The organism is Betaproteobacteria bacterium (assembly GCA_016194905.1).
Lineage (GTDB): Bacteria > Pseudomonadota > Gammaproteobacteria > Burkholderiales > JACQAP01 > JACQAP01.
On record JACQAP010000021.1, the window covers coordinates 39,882 to 59,931 of the forward strand.

The following is a 20,050-nucleotide window of genomic DNA, read 5'->3' on the forward strand; positions in this document are numbered from 1 at the left end:
AACGTCTTCCTTATCTTGTGGCAGCGGGGATCTGCGCCGCATTCGCGCATCGTCCCCGTTTGGCCGCCGCATCCGCAGCGCGGCCGCCATCAATGAAAACAACGTGGGAGGAGATTCGAAATGACCACTCAGTTTCATGCGAAGTTGGCCGGTATTGCCGCGGTTTTCGCGGTGAGCCTGGCCCCGGCCGGCGCCGGCGCGGCCGGCGTCCCGGAGATCGAGAACGCGAAGCCCGGCGACTGGCCGAGCTATCACCGTACTTACGATGCGCACCGGTACAGTCCGCTGGATCAGATCAACAAGCGCAACGTCGGCAAGCTGACCGTCGCCTGGGTTCACCAGGTGGGGGAAATTACGCAGGGCCTGCAGGCCACCCCGCTGGCGGTCGACGGTGTCGTTTACTACTCCGGCTCGTACAACCGCGTGTTCGCGGTGGACGGAAAAACCGGCAGCGAAATCTGGCACTACTTCCCCAAGCTGAAGGAAGGTACGGACAGGATTCCGACCGCGCCCTATAACCGCGGTGTGTCTCTTGGCAACGGCATGGTGTACGTCGGCACGATGGACGGCCGCGCGATCGCGCTCGATCAGAAGACGGGCAAGTTCATATGGGAAACCCAATTGGTCGATGCCTTGCAATGTGGATGCCTGTTCACCTCTCCGCCGCTGGTCGTGAAGGACAAGCTGATCTACGGTTCGACCCAGGGCGGCATCCCGGCCCGCGGCGGCGGCATCTTCGGTCTGGATCAGAAGACCGGCAAACAGCTCTGGTATTTCGACCCGGTACTGGAAGGCGATGAACACTGGGGCACGAACAGCTTCGGCGAATCGAGCGCCAAGTACGCGGGCGTCGGCGCCTGGCATGTCGGCAGCTATGACCCGGAACTGGATCTGCTCTACTACGGCACGTCCAATCCTTCTCCATGGTTCGACTGGGTTGCGCCGGGCGACGGCCCGAAAGGCTACTTGCGCAAGAACGGCGAGGGCGCCCGCCCGGGCGACAACCTCTATAGCTCCTCGGTGCTGGCGCTGCGCCCGGATACCGGCGAACTGGTCTGGTATCACCAGGAGCATCCGCACGACGAATGGGATTACGACTCGACGCTTGGAGAGTTTGTGCTGGTCAACGAAGGCGGCAAGAAGCTGATGGTCCATCAGGCGAAGAGCGGCTTCGTCTTCGTCTATGACCGTACCAACGGCAAGATTCAGAACGTGTGGTCCATCAACGAGCACCATACCTCCATGAAGTCGGTGGATCCGAAAACCGGCGAGCTCATAGGGCGAAGCCCGCCGGTGACCGCCGAGAACAACATGTTTTGTCCTTCCTTTCTCGGCGGCCGCAGCTGGAACCCAGGCTCCTACAACCCGGAAACCAAGGTCTGGTACAACTCGCGCATTGAGATGTGCATGATCGTGAAGACGAGGCCGGAGAAGCCCACGGTTGCGCCGGCTCTGGGCTGGTACATCGGCGGCGACATGTCGTTTTCGCATCCGCCGGGAGACAAGACCCACGGCGCGCTCGATGCATGGGATCCGCTGACCGGCAAGAAGAAGTGGTCGGTGCCCGACAAGTACCCGCGCATCTCCGGCGTGATGTCCACCAAGGGCGGCCTGGTCTTCAGCGGCGACATGAAAGGCGCGATCTACGCCTATGACGCCGACAACGGCAAGGAGCTGTGGAAGTTCAACATGGGCTCTGCTTCGCGCGGCGGCATCATCAGCTACATGGCCGGCGGCGAGCAGTACATCGTCGTGCCGAGCGGCATCGGCGGGGGCGTGCCGGCGGTGCTGTCGGCCATCTACCCGGAGATCGCTGAATTCCCGACCGGCGCAACGCTGTTCGCGTTCAAGGTTTCCAAGTAATAGCGTCAGGGTCGGCGAGGGGCCAATGTCCCTCGCCGGATCGGCGCAATATCAGTGCATCACGATATGAAAAAGATTCTTTTTGCCCTGCTTGTTTTGTTTTTTCCGGTTGCAATGCTCGTCGCCGCGGAAAGCGATCCGGACGTTCCGCCGCCGGACAAGGCGGCCGGCGTGGATCTGCGCGATTCCGAAGTCGTTCAGAAGGGGATGAACATTCTGTCCAGTATCTGCGGCGGCTATTGCCACGGCACCGAAGGCAGAGGATTCAAGGCGCCGTCCCTGCGCAACCGCACGGACCTGAACGTCGATTCATTACGCACGATAATCCTGAACGGCCGCAAACGCGCAGGAAAGTTGATGCCTCCATGGAACGGGGTCCTGTCCGAGCAGGAGGTCTGGACCGTCATTGCCGCGATCGTGTCCCTGCGGCATGTCGAATCCGACGCCGGCGCCGATGGAAAGTCAGGCGCGCATTAGATAACGGGCAGGCTGTTTACCAATGAATGCCGGGCACCCAGCCCGGCTTTTTTTGCCTCGCGGTCGCCGTCGTTACTGCGTTCACGATATCGGCCATAACCGGGTCAGACCAGCGCATTACGTTTTTGAACTTGGAACCTATACACTGCGCGGCGGGAAGCGAGCGGACGTTACGCGCCTGATTTCGACGCCAAAATTGATACTCCAAGGCTGGATAACTCAATTCCGTGGCAGGAAAACCTAGAAGCCGTCGAGACTTAGCGTGGTCCGACCCGCGGTTCCCTGCCCGCACAAGGGCTTGATGCAACGCCGCAAGAACGCGGAGCATTCCTGAGCTTAGCGCTGTCTTTTCGAGGCTAAAATGCGTGCTGTATGCTGGCCGAAAGGCACGACTGCATGGATGACGTGGAAAAATGGACCAACGCCGATCTCAGGAGAAAGAACACCGGATGGAACGTCGGAACGACTACGACGTAACGAACCTCGTCAATACCACCGACCCGGCGGCGGTCAATCGCGAAGTCAATCGCATTTTTGCCGAACTCTATCCGGCGGCGTCGACCCACGTTCTGAACCGCGCATTCAAGGATCTCGCCCGCCTGCACCACGGTAAGTACCCTGGCTACCGGGCCTGCGACACCACTTACCACAACCTGCAGCACACGCTCGACGTAACCTTGGCGATGGCTCGATTGATGGACGGCTACGAACGTTCGCCCGAACGCGCCGACGCGCTCGGTGCCAGGCTGTTCGGTCTGGGTACCGTCACGGCCTTGTTTCACGATATCGGTTACCTGCGTCGCGAAACCGACACCCGGCACAAGAACGGCGCGGAATACACCCTCAAGCATGTGGGCCGCGGCGCCAGGTTTCTGGAGGGTTACCTTGGCAAGTTGGGCATGGCAAAGCTGGCCAATGTCGCCGCGCGGATCGTCCACTTCACCGGCTATGAGCGATCGATCAACACGATCCGGCTGCCCAATCCCATCTTCCGCATGGTGGGCAATCTGCTGGGCACAGCGGACATCATCGCCCAGATGTCGGACCGCTGTTATCTGGAGAAATGTCGCGACCGTCTGTTCCCGGAGTTCGTTGAAGGCGGGCTGGCGGCCCGAGACGAGACCGACCACCGGGCCGGGGTGCAATTCAAATCGGCGGAAGAGCTGGTGGTGAAGACGCCAGGCTTCTACAGTACAGCCATGGATCGGCTCAACAATCAGCTTGGCGGCGTTTATCGCTTTGCGGAGACGCACTTCAAAGGCAGGAACCTTTACATTGAGACGATCGAAAGGAACATCCGGTTCGCAACCGAAATTGGCAAGCTGCGTGACTTTTCCCTGCTGCGTCGTTTGCCACCTCCTCCTGGCGCAGCCGAACCCGACGTTGCCTGAGTACTGAGTCTTCGCCGGGAGGCTCATGCAGTCGTCGTCAATTTGCGTGGACAAGGCCATCGAGGCAGAAAAGTCGCGCGGGGACAAATGATGCTTTCCAGGTTGGGACGGTTGGCGGCGAGTGCGATTCTCGCTGTTCAACTGGGCGGGGCGGTTGCGGCGGACACGATCAAACTCGCCGTGCTGGGGCCGATGAGCGGTCCGTTCGCGCTACAGGGCGAGGAGCGGCTGAAAATATTCCAGGCGAGTGCCGACATCGTCAATGCCCGGGGCGGCGTGCTTGGCGGGAAGAAAATCGAGATCGTCGGCTTCGACAACAAGTCGAACCCGCAGGAGTCCCTGATCGTCCTCAAGCAGGCGATCGACCAGGACATTCGTTTCATCGCCTCGTCCGCGTCGAATGTCGCGCACGCAATCAGCGACGCGCTGGTCAAGCACAATGCCCGCAATCCGGATCAACCGGTCCTGTTCTTCGATTTCAATGCGCTCGATCCCGCATTGACCGAATCCAAGTGCAATTTCTGGCACTTCCGCTTCGAAGTGCATTCGGACACCCAGGTCAACGTGCTCACCGACTACATGATCAAGCAGCCTTCGATCCGGAAGGTTTATCTGATCAACCAGGACTATGCCTTCGGACAGGCGGTGAGCAAGGCGGCGAAGGAAATGCTGGCGGCGAAGCGCCCGGACATCCAGATCGTTGGCGACGATTTCGTCGCCCTCGGCAAAGTCAAAGACTTCGCCCCTTACATCGCCAAGATCCACGCAGCGGGGGCCGACAGCGTTCTGACCGGAAACTGGGGAAACGACCTGTCATTGCTCGTCAAGGCAGGCAACGAGGCGGGATTGAAGGCGACTTTCTACGCCATCCTCGCCGGCTATCCCGGCACCTGGGCGGCGATCGGCGCCGCCGGGGCGGATCGCGTGAAGACACTGGACGCATGGCATATCAACGCTGCCGATATGGTCTGGCAGAAGACGTTGCTCGAATACAAGACCAAATACAACACGGTCTCGAATGTTGCCTACCTCCCGGCATTTCGTGTTGTCGAGATGCTTGCCGGTGCGCTGGATAAGGCAGGCACGGGTAATCCGATCAAGGTTGCATACGCCCTCGAAGGATTGAAGTACGCGGGACCCAGTGGGACTTCATTCATGCGAACCGAAGATCATCAGATGATCGCGCCGCTATTCATTCTGAGTCTCGTCAAAGCCGGGCAGCCTGGCGTCAGGTATGACGAAGAAAAGACCGGCTACGGCTGGAAGACCGAAGCCTTCATCGAAGCGAAGGATACTGTCCCGCCGGTGAAATGCCGGATGGAGCGACCGCCGATTTGAGCGATTCACTCGGCTTCTACCTCCTCACAATGACTGAGACTGGGCGTTCGGGGACATAGGTAACAAGGAAGTCCAAGGTGACTTCGCTCATGGGATCGCGTCGGTCGCCACCGCCGCTTTCGCATTCGCGCGGGATGTGCCTATCGAGTGTCGGTGTTGCGGCGCATGAATTCGGGAGTCCCATCATGGCGAGGAACCAAGTGCTAGCATGGGTAGGTCGGAGGGATTTATCGGGGGGTGCGCGGCATGGCTATCTCCATTCGCACGAAGGACGAGAAGCGGGGTAAGCCGCTGAGCTGTTGCGTAGCACGTGATGCGCCAGTGGTCTTGTGTAGTCGCAGGCGATGCTGACAGGACAAAAAGAAGTGCTAGAAATGATTGCGTCCGGAGCCCTGCTCTCTGAGACGTTGGACGCGATTACGCAGTTTGTAGAGAATCAATTCCCCGAGATTCTGTGTTCGATCCTGCTTATCGACGAATCCGGCAAGCGGCTCCTGCGCGGAGCCACTTCAAGGTTGCCTGAGGAATACAGCGCGGCGATCGACGGCGTTGCCATTGGACCCGGCGTGGGCTCCTGCGGGGCAGCGGCTTACCGAAAAGAGCTGGTGATCGTCGGAGATATCGGTAGTGATCCGTTATGGGCGGATTTCCGCGATCTGGCGTTGCGCAACAATCTGAGAGCCTGCTGGTCGCATCCGGTCGTTTCCCCCGGCGGGCAGGTGCTGGGCACGCTGGCCATGTATTACCGCGAGCCGCGCGAGCCGAATGCGCGCGAACTGGATACGATCAAAGCGGCCGCATCGCTTGCCGGTATCGCGATCGAGCGCACGGAGAGTCAGGAAGCACTGCTCCGCAATATCGAACGATTTCAAACCGTCGCCCGGGCGACGAACGACGCCGTCTGGGATTGGGATCTCGTCACCAACGACGTCTGGTGGAACGAGGGATATCAGACGCTGTTCGGTTATCCGCATGAACATATCAAACCGGGAATCGATTCCTGGTACGACCCGATTCATCCGGACGACCGCGAGCGCGTTCTCGAAGGCATTCATGCACTGATCGATTCTGGCGCGCAGGCGTGGACCGACGAATATCGTTTTCGCCGCGGCGACGGAACCTACGCGTACGTTCACGATCGCGGATTCGTGATTCACGACAAGGACGGGAAGGCCGTTCGGATGATCGGCGCGATGCAGGACGTTACCGGACGCAAGGAGGCGGAAGTTGCATTGCGGGAGGCCGAAGACCGCTATCGCCGCCTGGTCGAACTCTCGCCGGAGCCGGTTTTCGTGCATCAGGATTTGAAATACGTGTATGTCAATCGCGCTTGTGTTGCGCTTCTCGGGGCGACGCGTCCGGAGGAGCTGCTGGGGCGCTCGGTCATGGACTTCGTCCATCCTGATTTCCGGGAGGCCGTCCGGGAGCGCGTTCGCCTCCAGATCGAGGAGGGCAGGACGCCGCCCGTGGTGGAACATGTCTATGTGCGGCTGGATGGTTCCACGGTCGAAGTGGAAGTGTCTTCTGCGCCGTTCATGTTCCGTGGAAAACCCGCCGTCCAGGTCATCGCGCGTGACATCACCGGGCGCAAGCGCGCCGAGCTTTCGCTGGCAGAGATGCAGGCGCGCTATCGGCAACTGGTGGAATTGTCCCCGGACGCAATCCATATTCATCAGGACGGCAAGTTCGTGTTCGTCAACAGCGCCTGCCTTCGGCTGTTCGGCGCCACGTCGCCGGATCAGCTGATCGGGCGTCCGTTGCTCGAAATTATTCACCCTGACCACCGCGAGACGGTTCGGGAGCGCATGCGCATCCAGTACGAAGAGGGGAAGTTGATACCGGGTATGGAGCAGAAGGTGCTTCGCCTGGATGGTTCGACGGTGGATGTCGAAATCAAATCCGCGCCGTTCATCGTCGACGGTCGACCCGCCATCCAGACCGTCGTGCGCGACATCACCGAACGCAAGCGCGCCGAAGAAGCGCTGCGCCAGTTTCGTGCGGCGATGGACATTTCACCGGATCTGATATTTCTCATCGACCGCGCCAGCATGCGGTTTGTCGACGTCAACACTACCACCTGCAGATTGCTGGGCTATAGCCGCGAGGAGTTGCTGGCGCTCGGACCGCATGACATCGCTCCCGTGTCGCGCGAGGAACTTGCCCGGCTCTACGACAGGGTAATCGCGGGTGATACCGGCGTGGCGGCGCTCGAGATGAACCACCGCCGCAAGGACGGATCGCTACTGCCTGTCGAATTGTTCCGTCGTGCGGTGCCTTCCCGCGAGGGACATATCATCGTGGTAATCGCACGCGATATTACCGAACGCCAACTGGTGGAAGCGGAGCTGCGGAACAGCCACGAACGCTTTCGGCAGATTGCGGAAAATATCAGGGAAGTATTCTGGATCACCGATCCTGCCAAGCATACGATGCTCTACATCAGCCCTGCATATGAGGAAATCTGGGGGCGCAGTCGCGAAAGCCTGTATGCGGCGCCATGGACATGGCTGGACGCAATTCATGCCGATGATCGCGACAGGATCTTGCAAGCCATCGAGCTAAGGCAATTGCAGGGACAATATGACGAAGAGTATCGCGTTGTGCGTCCCGATGGCTCGATCCGTTGGGTGCACGACAAGGCATTCCTCGTTGCCGACGAAACGGGTGCGGTGTATCGCGTCGTGGGAGTGGCCGACGACATAACCGAACGAAAGCAAGGCGAGGAGCAGGGTCGCAAGGCAGCCGAACAAACGCAACGCATCCTTTCGAGCATTACCGATGCTTTCTTCGCCGTGGACGACCAATGGCGATTTACCTTTCTGAACGCCACCGCGGAACGGCTGCTGCGCAGGGACAAGGCGGCACTGCTCGGGCGCAATGTGTGGGAGGAATTTCCGGAGGCGGTTAATTCAGCTTTCCAGGTAAATTACCAGAAAGCCGTAACCGAGCAGGTTCCCGTCGAATTCGAGGAATTCTATCCGCCGCTGGAAACCTGGTTCGAAGTGCACGCCTATCCATACGAAAGCGGGCTATCGGTTTACTTTCGGGATGTCACTGAGCGCAAACGCTCTGAAGAGCGGCTTTCCTACCTGGCACAGTACGACCCTCTCACGGGACTTCCCAACCGTACGCTTTTCCGCGACCGGCTGAATCTGGCAATGGCGCGTGCAAAGCGGGAAGAATATCTTGTTGCGGTCATGTTCCTGGACGTCGATCGGTTCAAGGATATCAACGATACCCTGGGACACTTGGTTGGGGACGGCATCCTGCAAGGCGTGGCGAGCAGGCTCAAGGAAAACCTGCGAGGTGTCGACACCATATCCAGATTCGGGGGCGATGAATTCACGATTATTATCGAAAACATCTTGAACGTAGACCAGGTCACCGCTGTTGCCGACAAGCTTCTGAATGTATTTTCACAACCGATGGCCGCCGGCGGGCACGAAGTTTATGTCACCACGAGTATCGGCATTGCAGTCTGCCCTCGGGGTCTGGAGGACGTCGATGAACTTCTCAAGAGCGCGGATATCGCGATGTACCACGCGAAACAGGAGGGCCGCAACAATTACCAGTTCTATTCCGCAGACATCCATGGGAAGTCGCCGGAACAACTGAGCCTGGAGAGCAAGCTGCGGCGTGCGATGGAGCGGCACGAGTTCGTTCTGATGTATCAGCCGCAAGTAAATATAAAAACCGGCCGGATTGTCGCGGTCGAAGCCCTGATCCGGTGGCAAAGTCCGGAATTGGGGCTGGTTGCGCCCAATCGCTTCATTCCTCTGGCGGAGGAAACCGGGCTGATCGTTCCGATCGGGGAATGGGTGCTGCAGACTGCGTGCGCACAGAATAAGGCCTGGCAGGAAGCAGGACTTGCACCGATTGTGGTCTCCGTGAACTTGTCTCCTCGCCAGTTCAGGCAAAAGAACCTGCTGGACACCATCGTCGGGCTGATTCGGGACTCTCGTCTTGAATCGCGCTTTCTCGAACTCGAGATCACCGAAAGCACGGTCATGCATAGGGCGGAGGAAATAATAGTCACCCTATCGCGGCTGGACGACATAGGCGTTCGATTGTCCATCGACGATTTCGGCACCGGGTACTCCAGCCTCAGTTACCTGAAGCGCTTTCCGGTGCATAAACTTAAGATCGACCAGTCCTTCGTCCGTGACATCACGACCGACCGGGACGACGCGGCCATTGTCAGCGCTGTGGTTGCGATGGCGCGCAGCCTTGAACTGCTCGTCGTTGCGGAGGGGGTGGAAACCCGGGAACAGCTGGCCTTCCTGGAAAAGCTCGACTGCGACGAATACCAGGGATACTTCTTCAGTAAACCCGTACCTGCCGATGAATTGGCAAAAATGCTTGCGCAAGATGCCGCAATAAAATAAGTAAAGGCCGAACCTGAAGGAAAGAGTCCGGCCTTTTCACTTCCGGCGCAAGAAGCCTTACGCCGCAGCGCCTCGATCGACCTGAAACGGCCCGAAGGACTGGCTGACCGGCATCAATTCCAGGCGATTGATGTTCATGTGCGGCGGAAGGGTCGCGACCCAGAACAGCGTTTCCGCGATGTCTTCCGACTTCATCGGATTCGCGCCTTTGTAGACATTGTCCGAGGCGGCCTGGTTTCCGCTGGTGCGCACCAGCGTGAACTCGGTTTCGGCCATGCCCGGTTCGATGGAAGTCACGCGCACACCCGTTCCGTGCAGATCCGAGCGCAACCCCAGCGAAAACTGCTTCACGAACGCCTTGGTACCACCGTACACGTTGCCGCCCGAATAAGGGTAAGTGGCCGCGACCGAACTGATGTTGATGATCGCACCTTTTTGCGCGATCAGGATCGGCAGCAAGCGGTGCGTGATCGTGACCAGGCCGGTGACGTTGGTCTCGATCATCTGGTTCCACTGTTCGAGGCTGGCTTTTTGCGCCGGCGCGGTACCGAGTGCCAATCCTGCGTTATTGATCAACAGATCGATGTTCCGGAACGATTCGGGCAGGGCTGCCAGCGCTGCTTCGATAGCATCCGGTTTGCGCATGTCGAAAGACGCGGTGAATACTTTCTCTTTGCCGAATTCGTCGATCAGCTTCTGCAGCCGGTCGGCGCGGCGGCCCGTCGCCACGACACGCCAGCCCGCATTCGCGAAACGCCGCACGGCGGCGGCCCCGAATCCGGCGGTCGCGCCGGTGATCATTGCGGTCTTTGTCATGACAGCCTTTCGTCCAGGATATTGATCCAATGCCTGACCTGTAGCGACGTCCCGCTCTGGATGTGAGTCAGGCAACCGATGTTCGCCGTGGCCAGCATCGCCGGCTTGCCCGATTCCAGGGCCTCAACTTTGTTCTTCAGCAATCGCTGCGACAGTTCGGGTTGAAGAATCGAATACGTACCCGCCGATCCGCAGCACAAGTGCGAATCCTGAACCACGGTCAACTCGAACCCGGCCGAGGTCAGGAGAGCTTCCACCATGCCGCGAATCTGGAGGCCGTGTTGCAATGAGCAGGGGGAGTGGAAGGCTACGCGCGGCTTCGCCGCGCTCGCAGGGGCTAGGGGCGAGGGACGAGGGACGAGAAGAACCTTTAGGGCCTCTTCCAACTTCTCTTTCTCCGCGAAGATCACTTCGCTGATGTCTTTCGACAGTTCGGAAATCCTCGCGGCCTTTTCTGCGTATTGCGGATCGCGGGCAAGCAGATGGCCGTATTCCCTGACCATGGTGCCGCAACCGCTTGCGGTTATCACGACCGCTTCCACGCCGGCCTGGACATGTGGCCACCAGGCATCGATGTTGCGGCGCATGTAGTCGAGCGCTTCGTCCTGGCGGTTCAGATGGAAAGTCACGGCGCCGCAGCAGCCAGCCGCTTCGGCCTCGACCAGCGAGACGCCCAGGCGATCCAGCACGCGTGCCGTCGCGGCATTGATGTCCGGCGCCAGGGAAGGTTGCACACAGCCGTCGAGCACCAGCATCTTCCGTGCATGGCGCGGCGCCGGCCATTCGGTGTTGCTTGCGCCGGTCTTCGGGATTTTCTTTTTCAGGGCTCTGGGCAGTAGCGGGCGCAGGGACTGGCCGATCCTGAGCAACGGATTGAACAGCGCGGGCCGAGGCAACACGATACGCAATGCGGTGCGCATGATCGATTCCAGCAGCGGGCGGTTTACATGCTGGTCGACGATGTTGCGGCCGATGTCCACCAGCCTGCCGTATTGCACGCCCGAAGGACAGGTGGTTTCGCAGGCGCGGCAGGTCAGGCAGCGGTCCAGGTGCATTTGCGTCTTGGCGGTGACCGCATGGCCTTCCAGCACTTCCTTCATCAGGTAGATGCGTCCGCGCGGGCTGTCGAGTTCGTCGCCCAGCAATTGATAGGTCGGGCAGGTGGCGGTGCAGAATCCGCAATGCACGCAGGCGCGCAGGATGCTGTCCGCCTCCTGGCCCTCCGGCGTGCTCTTGATGAATTCCGCCAAGTTCGTTTTCATTTAGGGCAACTTCTCGACGCAAAGACGCAAAGGACGCAAAGAACGCAAAGGAAAACAAAAGATTAAATGATCAGGATATGGACTCCATATGTCGGGTCTCGGCTCACAAAGCGAGTAATGGCAAATGGCGGTTTTTCTCCCCGTTTGGTTTCCTTTCATTGTTTCCTTTGCGCCCTTTGCGCCTTTGCGTTGAGGTGTGGTGTTATCAAAAATCGGCGTGTATACGCCCCGGCCCTAGAATTCCGTGGGGATCGAATGCGCGCTTCAGCTTCTTGTGGACGGCGAGCAGGCCTGACGAGAATTGCTGGATACCGTGACGCTTGTTGCCGTCGCGGAACAGGGTCGCGTGCCCGCCGGCCTTGTGCGCCAAATCGAAAGACTTCGACGGATCGAGATCCGCCGCGATCCAGCGCAGGCCGCCGTTCCATTCGATCAGTTGTGTGCCCAGATCGAGCGGTGCAGCCGTCGGCTTGATCGAAAAACGCCATAGTGCCGGCGCGCCTTTGAACAGCGGATGGGTCTGTTCACGGATCGACCTCCAGAACGCGGCGCCGTCTTCGACGATGTCTCCGCCGAGTCTCTTCTGTGAAGCCGTGACCGCGGCGGCAGCGCCGGACAATCGCACGTACAACGTACCCTCCACGTGACACGTCGCGGAGATCGACAGCGGTTTTGCCGCCCATTTGTTCATGGACTCGATTGCCACTGCTTCGTCCAGCGTAAAGCGCAGCGTGCGCTCTTCCTGTGGCAACGGCAGCACTTTTACCGATGCCTCGGTGAGCAGTCCGAGCGTGCCGAATGATCCGGTCAGCAACCGCGACAAGTCATAGCCCGCAACATTTTTCATGACCTGCCCGCCGAAATGCAGGTCTTCGCCGAGGCCGTTGACAATGCGCACGCCGAGCACGAAATCGCGCGCGGAGCCCATCGCGGCGCGGCGCGGTCCGGAAAAACCGGATGCAATGCAGCCACCGAACGTGGCATCCGGTCCGAAGTGGGGCGGTTCGAAGGCCAGCATCTGGCCTTTGTCCGTGAGCGCCTCTTCGACCTCGCGTAAAGGCGTTCCGGCACGCGCGGTAATCACCAGTTCGGTAGGTTCATAGTCGACGATGCCGCAGAGGGCGCGCGTGTCGAGCGCGTCGCCGATCAGCACTAGGCCGTAGAAATCTTTGCTGCCGCTGCCGCGGATGCGCAATAGCGTTTCCTCGGCGGCCGCCTTGCGGATGGTTTCTGAAAACTGTCTGATTACTTCCTGCATGGAAAGTCTCAACGCAAAGGCGCAAAGGACGCAAAGGGACGCAAAGGTAGAAACAACACGATAGAGAGATAGCTATTGGTTTTCGACAGGCCAGCAAGTGTATCGCGTGTGAGAAACCAGCAAAATTTGGCAAGGAACAGCGCTACCCTGACTTTGATCTGTTTCCCGCCCTCTTTGCGACTTTTGCGTCCTTTGCGCCTTTGCGTTGAGATTGAGCGGTTGAAAAATTAGAAACGCGGCAGGTCGGGAAATTTTTCCTTCCCTATATGTACGTGCATCGCGCCGAACTCGGCGCAGCGCTGGAGCGTCGGCACCGCTTTGCCGGGATTCAACAGACCGTGTTCGTCGAACACTTTTTTCACCGCGTGGAAGGTTTTCAGCTCGTCGGTGTTGAACTGCACGCACATCTGGTTGATTTTTTCGATGCCGACACCGTGCTCGCCTGTAATGGTGCCGCCGACCTCGACGCATAATTCCAGAATCGCCGCGCCGTAAGCCTCCGCGCGCTCATTCTGGTCACCCTCGTTGGCATCGAACATGATCAGCGGATGCAGGTTGCCGTCACCCGCATGGAACACGTTGGCGCATTGGAGATTGAATTGTCCCGACAGCTCGTCGATGCGCTTGAGCACGTAAGGCAGTTGCTTCTTCGGAATGGTGCCGTCCATGCAGTAGTAATCCGGCAAGATGCGTCCTACCGCGGGGAACGCGGCCTTGCGCCCTGCCCAGAATTTGAGCCGCTCGGTTTCGTCGCGCGAAGTACGGATCTCGGTTGCGCCGGCCTTCTTCATGACGTCCTTGACGCGCGCGATCTCGTCGGCGACTTCCTCGGTGGTGCCGTCGGATTCGCACAGCAGGATCGCCGCCGCGTCCAGCGGATAACCGGCGCGCACGAACTGTTCGACCGCCGCGGTGGCCTTCTTGTCCATCATCTCCAGTCCGGCCGGAATGATGCCCGCGCCGATCACGTCCGCCACCGCCTGGCCGGCCTTGACGACGTCGTCGAATGCGGCGAGCACGACCTGGGCCTTTTCCGGTGTCGGCAACAGCTTGACCGTGACTTCGGTTACCACGCCGAGCATGCCCTCGGATCCGGTGATCAGCGCCATAAGATCGTAGCCCGGCGAATCCAGGCCCTCGGAGCCGATCTCGAGCAATTCGCCTTCGATGGTGACGAAGCGCAGCTTGAGAATGTTGTGGACCGTCAGGCCATACTTCAGGCAATGCACGCCGCCGGAATTTTCCGCGACGTTGCCGCCGATCGAACAGGCGATCTGGCTGGATGGATCGGGTGCGTAATAGAGGCCGTAGGGTGCGGTCGCTTCCGAGATCGCCGCGTTGCGCACGCCCGGTTGCACGCGCGCCATGCGCGCGACGGGATCGATGTGGACGATCTGCTTCATCTTTGCCATCACCAGCAGCAAACCCTGTGCATAAGGCAGGGCACCGCCGGAAAGTCCGGTGCCGGCACCGCGGAATACGACCGGCACGCGCCCCTTGTGGCAGATTCGCAGCACGTTGCGAACCTGGTCTTCGTTCTCCGGCAGCGCCACCATCAGGGGCACGCGCTGGTATGCGGTCATGCCATCGCATTCGAAGGGCTTGAGGTCCTCGCGCTCGTGCAGCAGCGACGCCGGCGGTAGCACGGCCACCAGCTGTGCGATGAGCTCGGCTTGGGCAACGCGGGGTTGCAGCGTTTCGGACGACAGCAGTTCGGGCATGCCCATGGTCAGGTAATCAGAATTGCGCGGAAATCGTTGACGTTGGTGAGCGTAGGGCCGGTAACGACCAGATCGCCGAGACTGGAAAAGAAACTATAGCCGTCATTATCGGCGAGCATCTTCTTCGCGTCCACATTGCGTTGCGCCGCTCTCGCCAGGGAATCAGGAGTCACCACTGCACCGGCGTTGTCTTCGGTGCCGTCGACGCCGTCGGTATCGCCGGCGAGCGCATGGATGTCCGGCTCGCCGCCGAGGGCAACCGCCAACGCGAGCAGGAACTCCGCATTGCGGCCGCCGCGGCCCTTCCCGCGCACGGTGACGGTGGTTTCTCCTCCCGACAGCAGCACGCAGGGTGTCTTGGCCGGCTGGCCGTGGCGTTTGATCTGGCGGGCGATGCCGGCATGCACCATCGCGACTTCGCGTGCTTCCCCTTCGATCGCGTCGCCGAGGATGACCGGCGTGATGCCGGCCTTGCGCGCAATGGCCGCAGCCGCTTCGAGCGACATTTGCGGCGCCGCGACCATGTGCAGTTCGGTTTTCGCGAGCCGCGGGTCACCGGGCTTCGGTGTCTCCTCCCTTGCGGCGCGCAGGTGCTCGACGACTGCTTTCGGTTCGGTGATGCCGTACTTTTCCAGGATCGCTACGGCATCGGCAAATGTAGTCGCGTCAGCCACCGTCGGGCCGGAAGCGATCACGGCAGGATCGTCGCCGGGGATGTCGGAAATCGCGAGCGTGATCACCTTGGCCGGCGCGCAGGCGGCGGCGAGCCGCCCTCCTTTCACTGCCGAAAGATGCTTGCGCACGCAGTTCATTTCGGTGATGTTCGCGCCGCTCTTCAGCAATGCCTTGTTGATCGTCTGTTTGTCCGCGAGCGTCAGGCCCGGCGCCGGCAATGACAGCAGCGCGGAACCGCCGCCGGACACCAGGAAGAGCACCAGATCGTCGGCCGACAACCCTTGCACCATTTTCAGCATGCGCTCGGCTGCTTCGCGTCCCGCCTCGTCGGGTACTGGATGCGCGGCTTCGACGACTTCGATTCTTTTCGTCGGCACGTTATAACCGTAACGGGTCACCACCATTCCGGACAAATCGGCCGGCCAGTGATCCTCGACGGCTTTCGCCATGCTTCCCGCGGCCTTGCCGCAACCGACGACGAGCGTGCGGCCCTTCGGCGGTTTAGGCAGATAGCCGGGCAGCGTCTTGTCCGGCAGCGCCGCAGCAATCGCCGCGTTGAACATGGCTCTTAGCAGGGTACGCGGATCTTGGTTCATCATTTTCTAAGCGCTAACCGCAAAGGACGCGGAGGACACAGAGTAAACCGAAGGACTCAAAGTAAGTTCCAAGAAATTGCTCAGGCTTAAATTTTTTTGCCCATTGGTTCTTGCTTTTCCTCTGCGCCCTCTGCGTCCTCCCCGGTGAAGCGTTATTTTGCAACTTGGTGATTGGCGAGAGCTTCGAGGGCCTTGACCATGGCGGAGTGATCCCACTTGCCGCCGCCCTGGGCCTGGCAGGCACTGAACAATTCCTGCGCCGTGGCGGTGTTGGGGAGGCTCATCTTCAGTGCGCGCGCCGAGGACAGCGCCAGATTCAAGTCTTTCTGGTGCAGTTCGATGCGGAAGCCGGGATCGAAAGTGCGTTTGACCATGCGTTCACCGTGCACTTCAAGCACGCGCGACGAGGCGAACCCACCCATAAGCGCCTGGCGTACTTTGCCTGGATCGACGCCGGCCTTTGATGCAAGCAGCAGCGCTTCGCCGACCGCTTCGATGTTCAGTGCGACGATGATCTGGTTGCAAACCTTGCAGATCTGGCCGGCACCGACGTCCCCGACCAGCGTGATGTTCTTGCCCATCAGTTCGAACAACGGCTTCACTTTGGCGAAGGCCGTTTCGGAAGCGCCGACCATGATGGTGAGCGCCGCGTTCTTGGCGCCGACTTCACCGCCGGATACCGGCGCATCCACGTAATCGGCGCCGGCTTTTTTAATGCGGTCGGCGAAGACCTTGGTCTCAATCGGCGAGATCGAACTCATGTCGACGATGATCTTGCCCGACGACAAGCCTTCGGCGACACCGTCCTTGCCGAACAGCACCTTCTCGACGTCCGGGGTGTCCGGCACCATGGTGATGATGATGTCGGCTTTCTGCGCGACCTCCTTCGCCGACGCACAGGCTTTCCCGCCCGCTGAAATCAGCTCTTGCGGCACGCCGCTGCGGCTCGTCAGGTACAGGGTATGCCCGCCCTTGATGAGATTGGCGACCATGGGTTTGCCCATGATGCCCAGACCGATAAATCCCACGTTGCTCATTTTTTTCCTCCCGGATCAATTCAGTTCTCGCCGCCAAGACGCCAAGAGCGCCAAGAAAAATAACCCAAAATAATGTCGATATGTTTGAGAATCGAACTGTTGTGGATGGCACGAAACGTCTGTGCTTCTGATCAATATTCAAAGTTTATTGTTTATGTTCCGATCTTCTTGGCGCTCTTGGCGGCAAATGAATTTTCATAAGTAAGGCTTGAGCCAGCCGAGGCCATCCTCGGTCTTGGCGGCGGGGCGATACTCGCAGCCGATCCAGCCCTTGTAGCCGATCCTGTCGAAGAACTGGAACAGGAACGGGTAGTTGATTTCGCCGGTGCCGGGTTCGTGGCGGCCGGGCGTATCGGCGAGTTGCATGTGGCCGATCTTCGCCAGGTTCTTCTCGACCGTCGGCGCCAGGTCGCCTTCCATGATCTGCATGTGATAGATGTCGTACTGGAACAGGAGATTCGGCACGCTTGCGTAATGCATGATGTCGAAGGCCTGGCGCGAATAGTTCAGGTAGAAACCGGGAATGTCCCGCGTGTTGATCGCCTCGATCAGCAGCTTCATGCTGTGTTTCGCCAGTTCCTTGCCGGCGAACTGCAGGTTGGCGATATAGGTCTCGCGCATCTTTTCTTCGTTTACGCCACGCGGCTTGAGCCCCGCCATACAGTGGATCATTCCGCAACCCAATGCCTTCGCGTAGTCGACCGCCTTGCCGATGTTTTCCTGGAACGGGGCTACCTTGGCCGGATCGCAGGCCAATCCGCGATCTCCGGCTGCCCAGTCCCCCGGCGGCATGTTGAACAGCACCATTTGCAGCTTGTGCTTGTCGATCTGCTCCCTGATCTGTGCAGCGGGGAAGTCATAGGGGAACAGGAACTCGACACCCCGGAAACCGGCTTTGGCCGCGGCGCCAAAGCGCTCCAGGAAGCCGACCTCATTGAACATCATCGACAGGTTGGCGTTGAAATTGGGCATGCATCCTCCCGGGATTTATTAGAAATAGGTTAGCGGGAGCGGCAATTATAGCTGCCCGCGCCGTTATAATCGGGCCCTGCATCCATCCGGAAGCGAGATGTCGATGAAATTCAGGGGAACCGAGTCCTATGTCGCCACCGAGGACCTGATGATGGCGGTCAACGCCGCCGTCACCCTCGAGAGACCGCTGCTGATCAAGGGCGAGCCCGGCACGGGCAAGACCATGCTGGCGATGGAAGTGGCCAAGGCTCTGGATCGTCCGCTGCTGCAATGGCACGTGAAATCCACCTCCAAGGCCCAGCAGGGGCTGTACGAATACGACGCGGTATCGCGCCTGCGCGATTCCCAGCTCGGCGACGGCCGGGTTCACGACATTGCCAATTACATCGTGCGTGGCCCGCTGTGGGACGCATTCGATTCCGACCGTCAGGCCGTGTTGTTGATCGACGAGGTGGACAAGGCCGACATCGAGTTCCCGAATGACCTGTTGCGGGAGCTGGATCGCATGGAATTCTACGTCTACGAAACGCAGAAACTGGTCCAGGCCAAACACCGGCCGGCGATCATCATCACGAGCAACAACGAGAAGGAGTTGCCGGACGCTTTCCTGCGCCGCTGCTTTTTCCACTACATCAAGTTTCCAGACAAGGAAACGATGCAGCGCATCGTCGACGTGCATTTCCCGCACCTGAAGAAATCGCTATTGCGGGAGGCGCTGGAGGTGTTCTTCGAGTTACGCGAGGTGCCGGGACTGAAGAAGAAGCCGTCAACCTCCGAACTGCTCGACTGGCTGAAGCTGCTCATGGCGGAGGACATCTCTCCGGAGACGCTGCGCGGCAAGGACCATTCGAAGATCATCCCGCCGCTTGCCGGTGCCCTGCTTAAGAACGAGCAGGACGTGCATCTCTTCGAGCGGCTGGTCTTCATGTCCCGCCTTGCGCGTTAGTGCGAAACGCGGTTAACACGAAGGATCACGAATACCCTCGCGATAGCGTGGAGTACCCTTTTAGGAAGAGCGGAGTAACACGAAAGAAATCAGAAATCCAACTGGTTATACGAGGTTGAAAGAGGTTTGTTTTGCTGACTGATTTCTTTCTGAAGCTGCGGGAAGGCGGGGTGCCGGCCTCGGTGAAGGAGTACCTGACACTGATGGAGGCTCTGCAGAAGCACGTCAGCTCCGGCGGCCTGGACGAGTTCTACTACCTATCGCGCGCCTGCCTGGTCAAGGATGAATCGAACTACGACAAATTCGACCGCGTATTCGGCGCCTACTTCAAGGGAATCTCGGCACCGCCCGACAGCATGGTGGTAGAGATACCCGAAGAGTGGTTGCGCAAGCAGGCGGAACTGCTGCTGACGGAAGAAGAAAAGAAGCTCGTCGAATCGCTGGGTGGTTGGGAAAAACTCATGGAGGCGCTGCGTAAGCGCCTGGAAGAGCAGAAGGGCAGGCACCAGGGCGGCTCGAAATGGATCGGCACCGGCGGCACGTCGCCATTCGGCGCTTACGGCTACAACCCGGAAGGCGTGCGCATCGGCCAGGACGGCTCGCGCAACCGCAGTGCGGTGAAAGTCTGGGACAAGCGCGAGTACCGCAACCTGGACGACTCGGTGGAGTTGGGCGTACGCAACATCAAGGTCGCACTGAAGCGTCTGCGCAAATTCGCGCGCGAGGGTGCGGCGGACGAACTGGATCTGGTTGACACCATCCGCTCGACCGCGAAGAACGCCGGCTATCTCGATATCAAGATGGTGCCCGAGCGCCACAACGCGGTGAAGGTGCTGCTGTTTCTCGACGTCGGCGGTTCGATGGAGAGCTACGTGAAGATCTGCGAGGAATTATTCTCGGCCGCGCGCGTCGAGTTCAAGCATCTTGAATATTTCTACTTTCACAACTTTCTGTACGAATCGGTGTGGCGCGACAACCGCCGGCGCAATTCGGAGCGCACGCCGACTTTCCAGGTGTTGCACAAATACGCCCACGACTACAAGCTGATATTCGTCGGCGATGCTTCCATGAGTCCTTACGAAGTGGGTTACCCAGGCGGCAGCGTGGAGCATAACAACGAAGAAGCCGGCGCGGTGTGGATGCAACGCATGCTTGACGTCTATCCGCACGCGGCCTGGCTGAACCCGACGCCCGAGGATCGCTGGGGTTACTACGAATCCATCGGCATGATCCGCAACCTGATGGGCGATCGCATGTACCCGCTTACGCTCGATGGGCTGGAGCGTGCGATGCGCGAACTGACTCGCTAGACT

The 20,050-nt window shown here is 59.6% G+C and carries 14 protein-coding genes; 7 read left to right on the forward strand and 7 right to left on the reverse strand.

Annotated elements, in window-relative coordinates; translation table 11 throughout:
* The first annotated feature begins 120 nt into the window (after nucleotides 1–120).
* The 5 genes from HY067_14345 to HY067_14365 all read left to right on the forward strand — a co-directional run bounded on the left by HY067_14345 (nucleotide 121) and on the right by HY067_14365 (nucleotide 9,454).
* Nucleotides 121–1,863, forward strand: coding sequence for a PQQ-binding-like beta-propeller repeat protein (locus HY067_14345; GenBank protein ID MBI3529134.1), 1,743 nt, complete (start codon nucleotides 121–123; stop codon nucleotides 1,861–1,863).
* Nucleotides 1,864–1,929: 66 nt separating this feature from the next.
* The gene (locus tag HY067_14350; GenBank protein MBI3529135.1) at nucleotides 1,930–2,340 is read left to right on the forward strand and encodes a cytochrome c; all 411 of its coding nucleotides are present in this window, start codon (nucleotides 1,930–1,932) and stop codon (nucleotides 2,338–2,340) included.
* 449 nt (nucleotides 2,341–2,789) lie between these two features.
* Entirely contained in the window at nucleotides 2,790–3,731 is a 942-nt protein-coding gene (locus tag HY067_14355; protein ID MBI3529136.1) for an HD domain-containing protein, read from the forward strand.
* A 90-nt stretch (nucleotides 3,732–3,821) separates the two neighbouring features.
* A complete protein-coding gene (locus HY067_14360) occupies nucleotides 3,822–5,069 on the forward strand; it encodes a branched-chain amino acid ABC transporter substrate-binding protein (GenBank protein ID MBI3529137.1) in 1,248 nt (415 codons plus the stop codon).
* 365 nt (nucleotides 5,070–5,434) lie between these two features.
* On the forward strand, nucleotides 5,435–9,454 hold the full coding sequence (locus tag HY067_14365) for a PAS domain S-box protein (protein MBI3529138.1): 4,020 nt from the start codon (nucleotides 5,435–5,437) through the stop codon (nucleotides 9,452–9,454).
* 57 nt (nucleotides 9,455–9,511) lie between these two features.
* On the opposite strand, the gene HY067_14370 is transcribed toward HY067_14365, so the two are convergent.
* The 7 genes from HY067_14370 to hyi form a co-directional block, all read right to left on the reverse strand.
* Nucleotides 9,512–10,270, reverse strand: coding sequence for an SDR family NAD(P)-dependent oxidoreductase (locus tag HY067_14370; protein ID MBI3529139.1), 759 nt, complete (start codon nucleotides 10,268–10,270; stop codon nucleotides 9,512–9,514).
* Complete coding sequence (gene glcF / locus HY067_14375; GenBank protein MBI3529140.1) at nucleotides 10,267–11,532, reverse strand: glycolate oxidase subunit GlcF; 1,266 nt, start codon at nucleotides 11,530–11,532, stop codon at nucleotides 10,267–10,269. Before glcF ends, HY067_14370 begins: the two co-directional genes overlap by 4 nt.
* Before the next feature lie 205 nt (nucleotides 11,533–11,737).
* Complete coding sequence (gene glcE, locus HY067_14380) at nucleotides 11,738–12,790, reverse strand: glycolate oxidase subunit GlcE (GenBank protein ID MBI3529141.1); 1,053 nt, start codon at nucleotides 12,788–12,790, stop codon at nucleotides 11,738–11,740.
* Nucleotides 12,791–13,017: 227 nt separating this feature from the next.
* The gene (locus HY067_14385; GenBank protein MBI3529142.1) at nucleotides 13,018–14,517 is read right to left on the reverse strand and encodes an FAD-binding protein; all 1,500 of its coding nucleotides are present in this window, start codon (nucleotides 14,515–14,517) and stop codon (nucleotides 13,018–13,020) included.
* 2 nt (nucleotides 14,518–14,519) lie between these two features.
* Nucleotides 14,520–15,785 (reverse strand): glycerate kinase, encoded by a 1,266-nt coding sequence (locus HY067_14390; protein MBI3529143.1) that lies wholly within the window; start codon nucleotides 15,783–15,785, stop codon nucleotides 14,520–14,522.
* A 149-nt stretch (nucleotides 15,786–15,934) separates the two neighbouring features.
* Nucleotides 15,935–16,819, reverse strand: a complete 885-nt coding sequence (locus tag HY067_14395; GenBank protein MBI3529144.1) for a 2-hydroxy-3-oxopropionate reductase — start codon at nucleotides 16,817–16,819, stop codon at nucleotides 15,935–15,937.
* A gap of 195 nt (nucleotides 16,820–17,014) precedes the next feature.
* Nucleotides 17,015–17,791 (reverse strand): hydroxypyruvate isomerase, encoded by a 777-nt coding sequence (gene hyi / locus HY067_14400; protein MBI3529145.1) that lies wholly within the window; start codon nucleotides 17,789–17,791, stop codon nucleotides 17,015–17,017.
* 97 nt (nucleotides 17,792–17,888) lie between these two features.
* On the opposite strand from hyi, the gene HY067_14405 reads away from it, so the two are divergent.
* Both HY067_14405 and HY067_14410 read left to right on the forward strand, forming a co-directional pair.
* A complete protein-coding gene (locus HY067_14405; protein MBI3529146.1) occupies nucleotides 17,889–18,737 on the forward strand; it encodes a MoxR family ATPase in 849 nt (282 codons plus the stop codon).
* A 131-nt stretch (nucleotides 18,738–18,868) separates the two neighbouring features.
* Complete coding sequence (locus HY067_14410) at nucleotides 18,869–20,047, forward strand: VWA domain-containing protein (protein ID MBI3529147.1); 1,179 nt, start codon at nucleotides 18,869–18,871, stop codon at nucleotides 20,045–20,047.
* Nucleotides 20,048–20,050: the final 3 nt, after the last annotated feature.

Excerpts from the sequence above, each read along its gene's own strand:
- HY067_14345 (MBI3529134.1), top strand. The coding sequence starts at position 121 with ATGACCACTCAGTTTCATGCGAAGTTGGCCGGTATTGCCGCGGTTTTC.
- HY067_14350 (MBI3529135.1), top strand. The coding sequence starts at position 1,930 with ATGAAAAAGATTCTTTTTGCCCTGCTTGTTTTGTTTTTTCCGGTTGCA.
- HY067_14355 (MBI3529136.1), top strand. The coding sequence starts at position 2,790 with ATGGAACGTCGGAACGACTACGACGTAACGAACCTCGTCAATACCACC.
- HY067_14360 (MBI3529137.1), top strand. The coding sequence starts at position 3,822 with ATGCTTTCCAGGTTGGGACGGTTGGCGGCGAGTGCGATTCTCGCTGTT.
- HY067_14370 (MBI3529139.1), bottom strand. The coding sequence starts at position 10,270 with ATGACAAAGACCGCAATGATCACCGGCGCGACCGCCGGATTCGGGGCC.
- glcF (MBI3529140.1), bottom strand. The coding sequence starts at position 11,532 with ATGAAAACGAACTTGGCGGAATTCATCAAGAGCACGCCGGAGGGCCAG.
- glcE (MBI3529141.1), bottom strand. The coding sequence starts at position 12,790 with ATGCAGGAAGTAATCAGACAGTTTTCAGAAACCATCCGCAAGGCGGCC.
- HY067_14385 (MBI3529142.1), bottom strand. The coding sequence starts at position 14,517 with ATGGGCATGCCCGAACTGCTGTCGTCCGAAACGCTGCAACCCCGCGTT.
- HY067_14390 (MBI3529143.1), bottom strand. The coding sequence starts at position 15,785 with ATGATGAACCAAGATCCGCGTACCCTGCTAAGAGCCATGTTCAACGCG.
- HY067_14395 (MBI3529144.1), bottom strand. The coding sequence starts at position 16,819 with ATGAGCAACGTGGGATTTATCGGTCTGGGCATCATGGGCAAACCCATG.
- hyi (MBI3529145.1), bottom strand. The coding sequence starts at position 17,791 with ATGCCCAATTTCAACGCCAACCTGTCGATGATGTTCAATGAGGTCGGC.
- HY067_14405 (MBI3529146.1), top strand. The coding sequence starts at position 17,889 with ATGTCGATGAAATTCAGGGGAACCGAGTCCTATGTCGCCACCGAGGAC.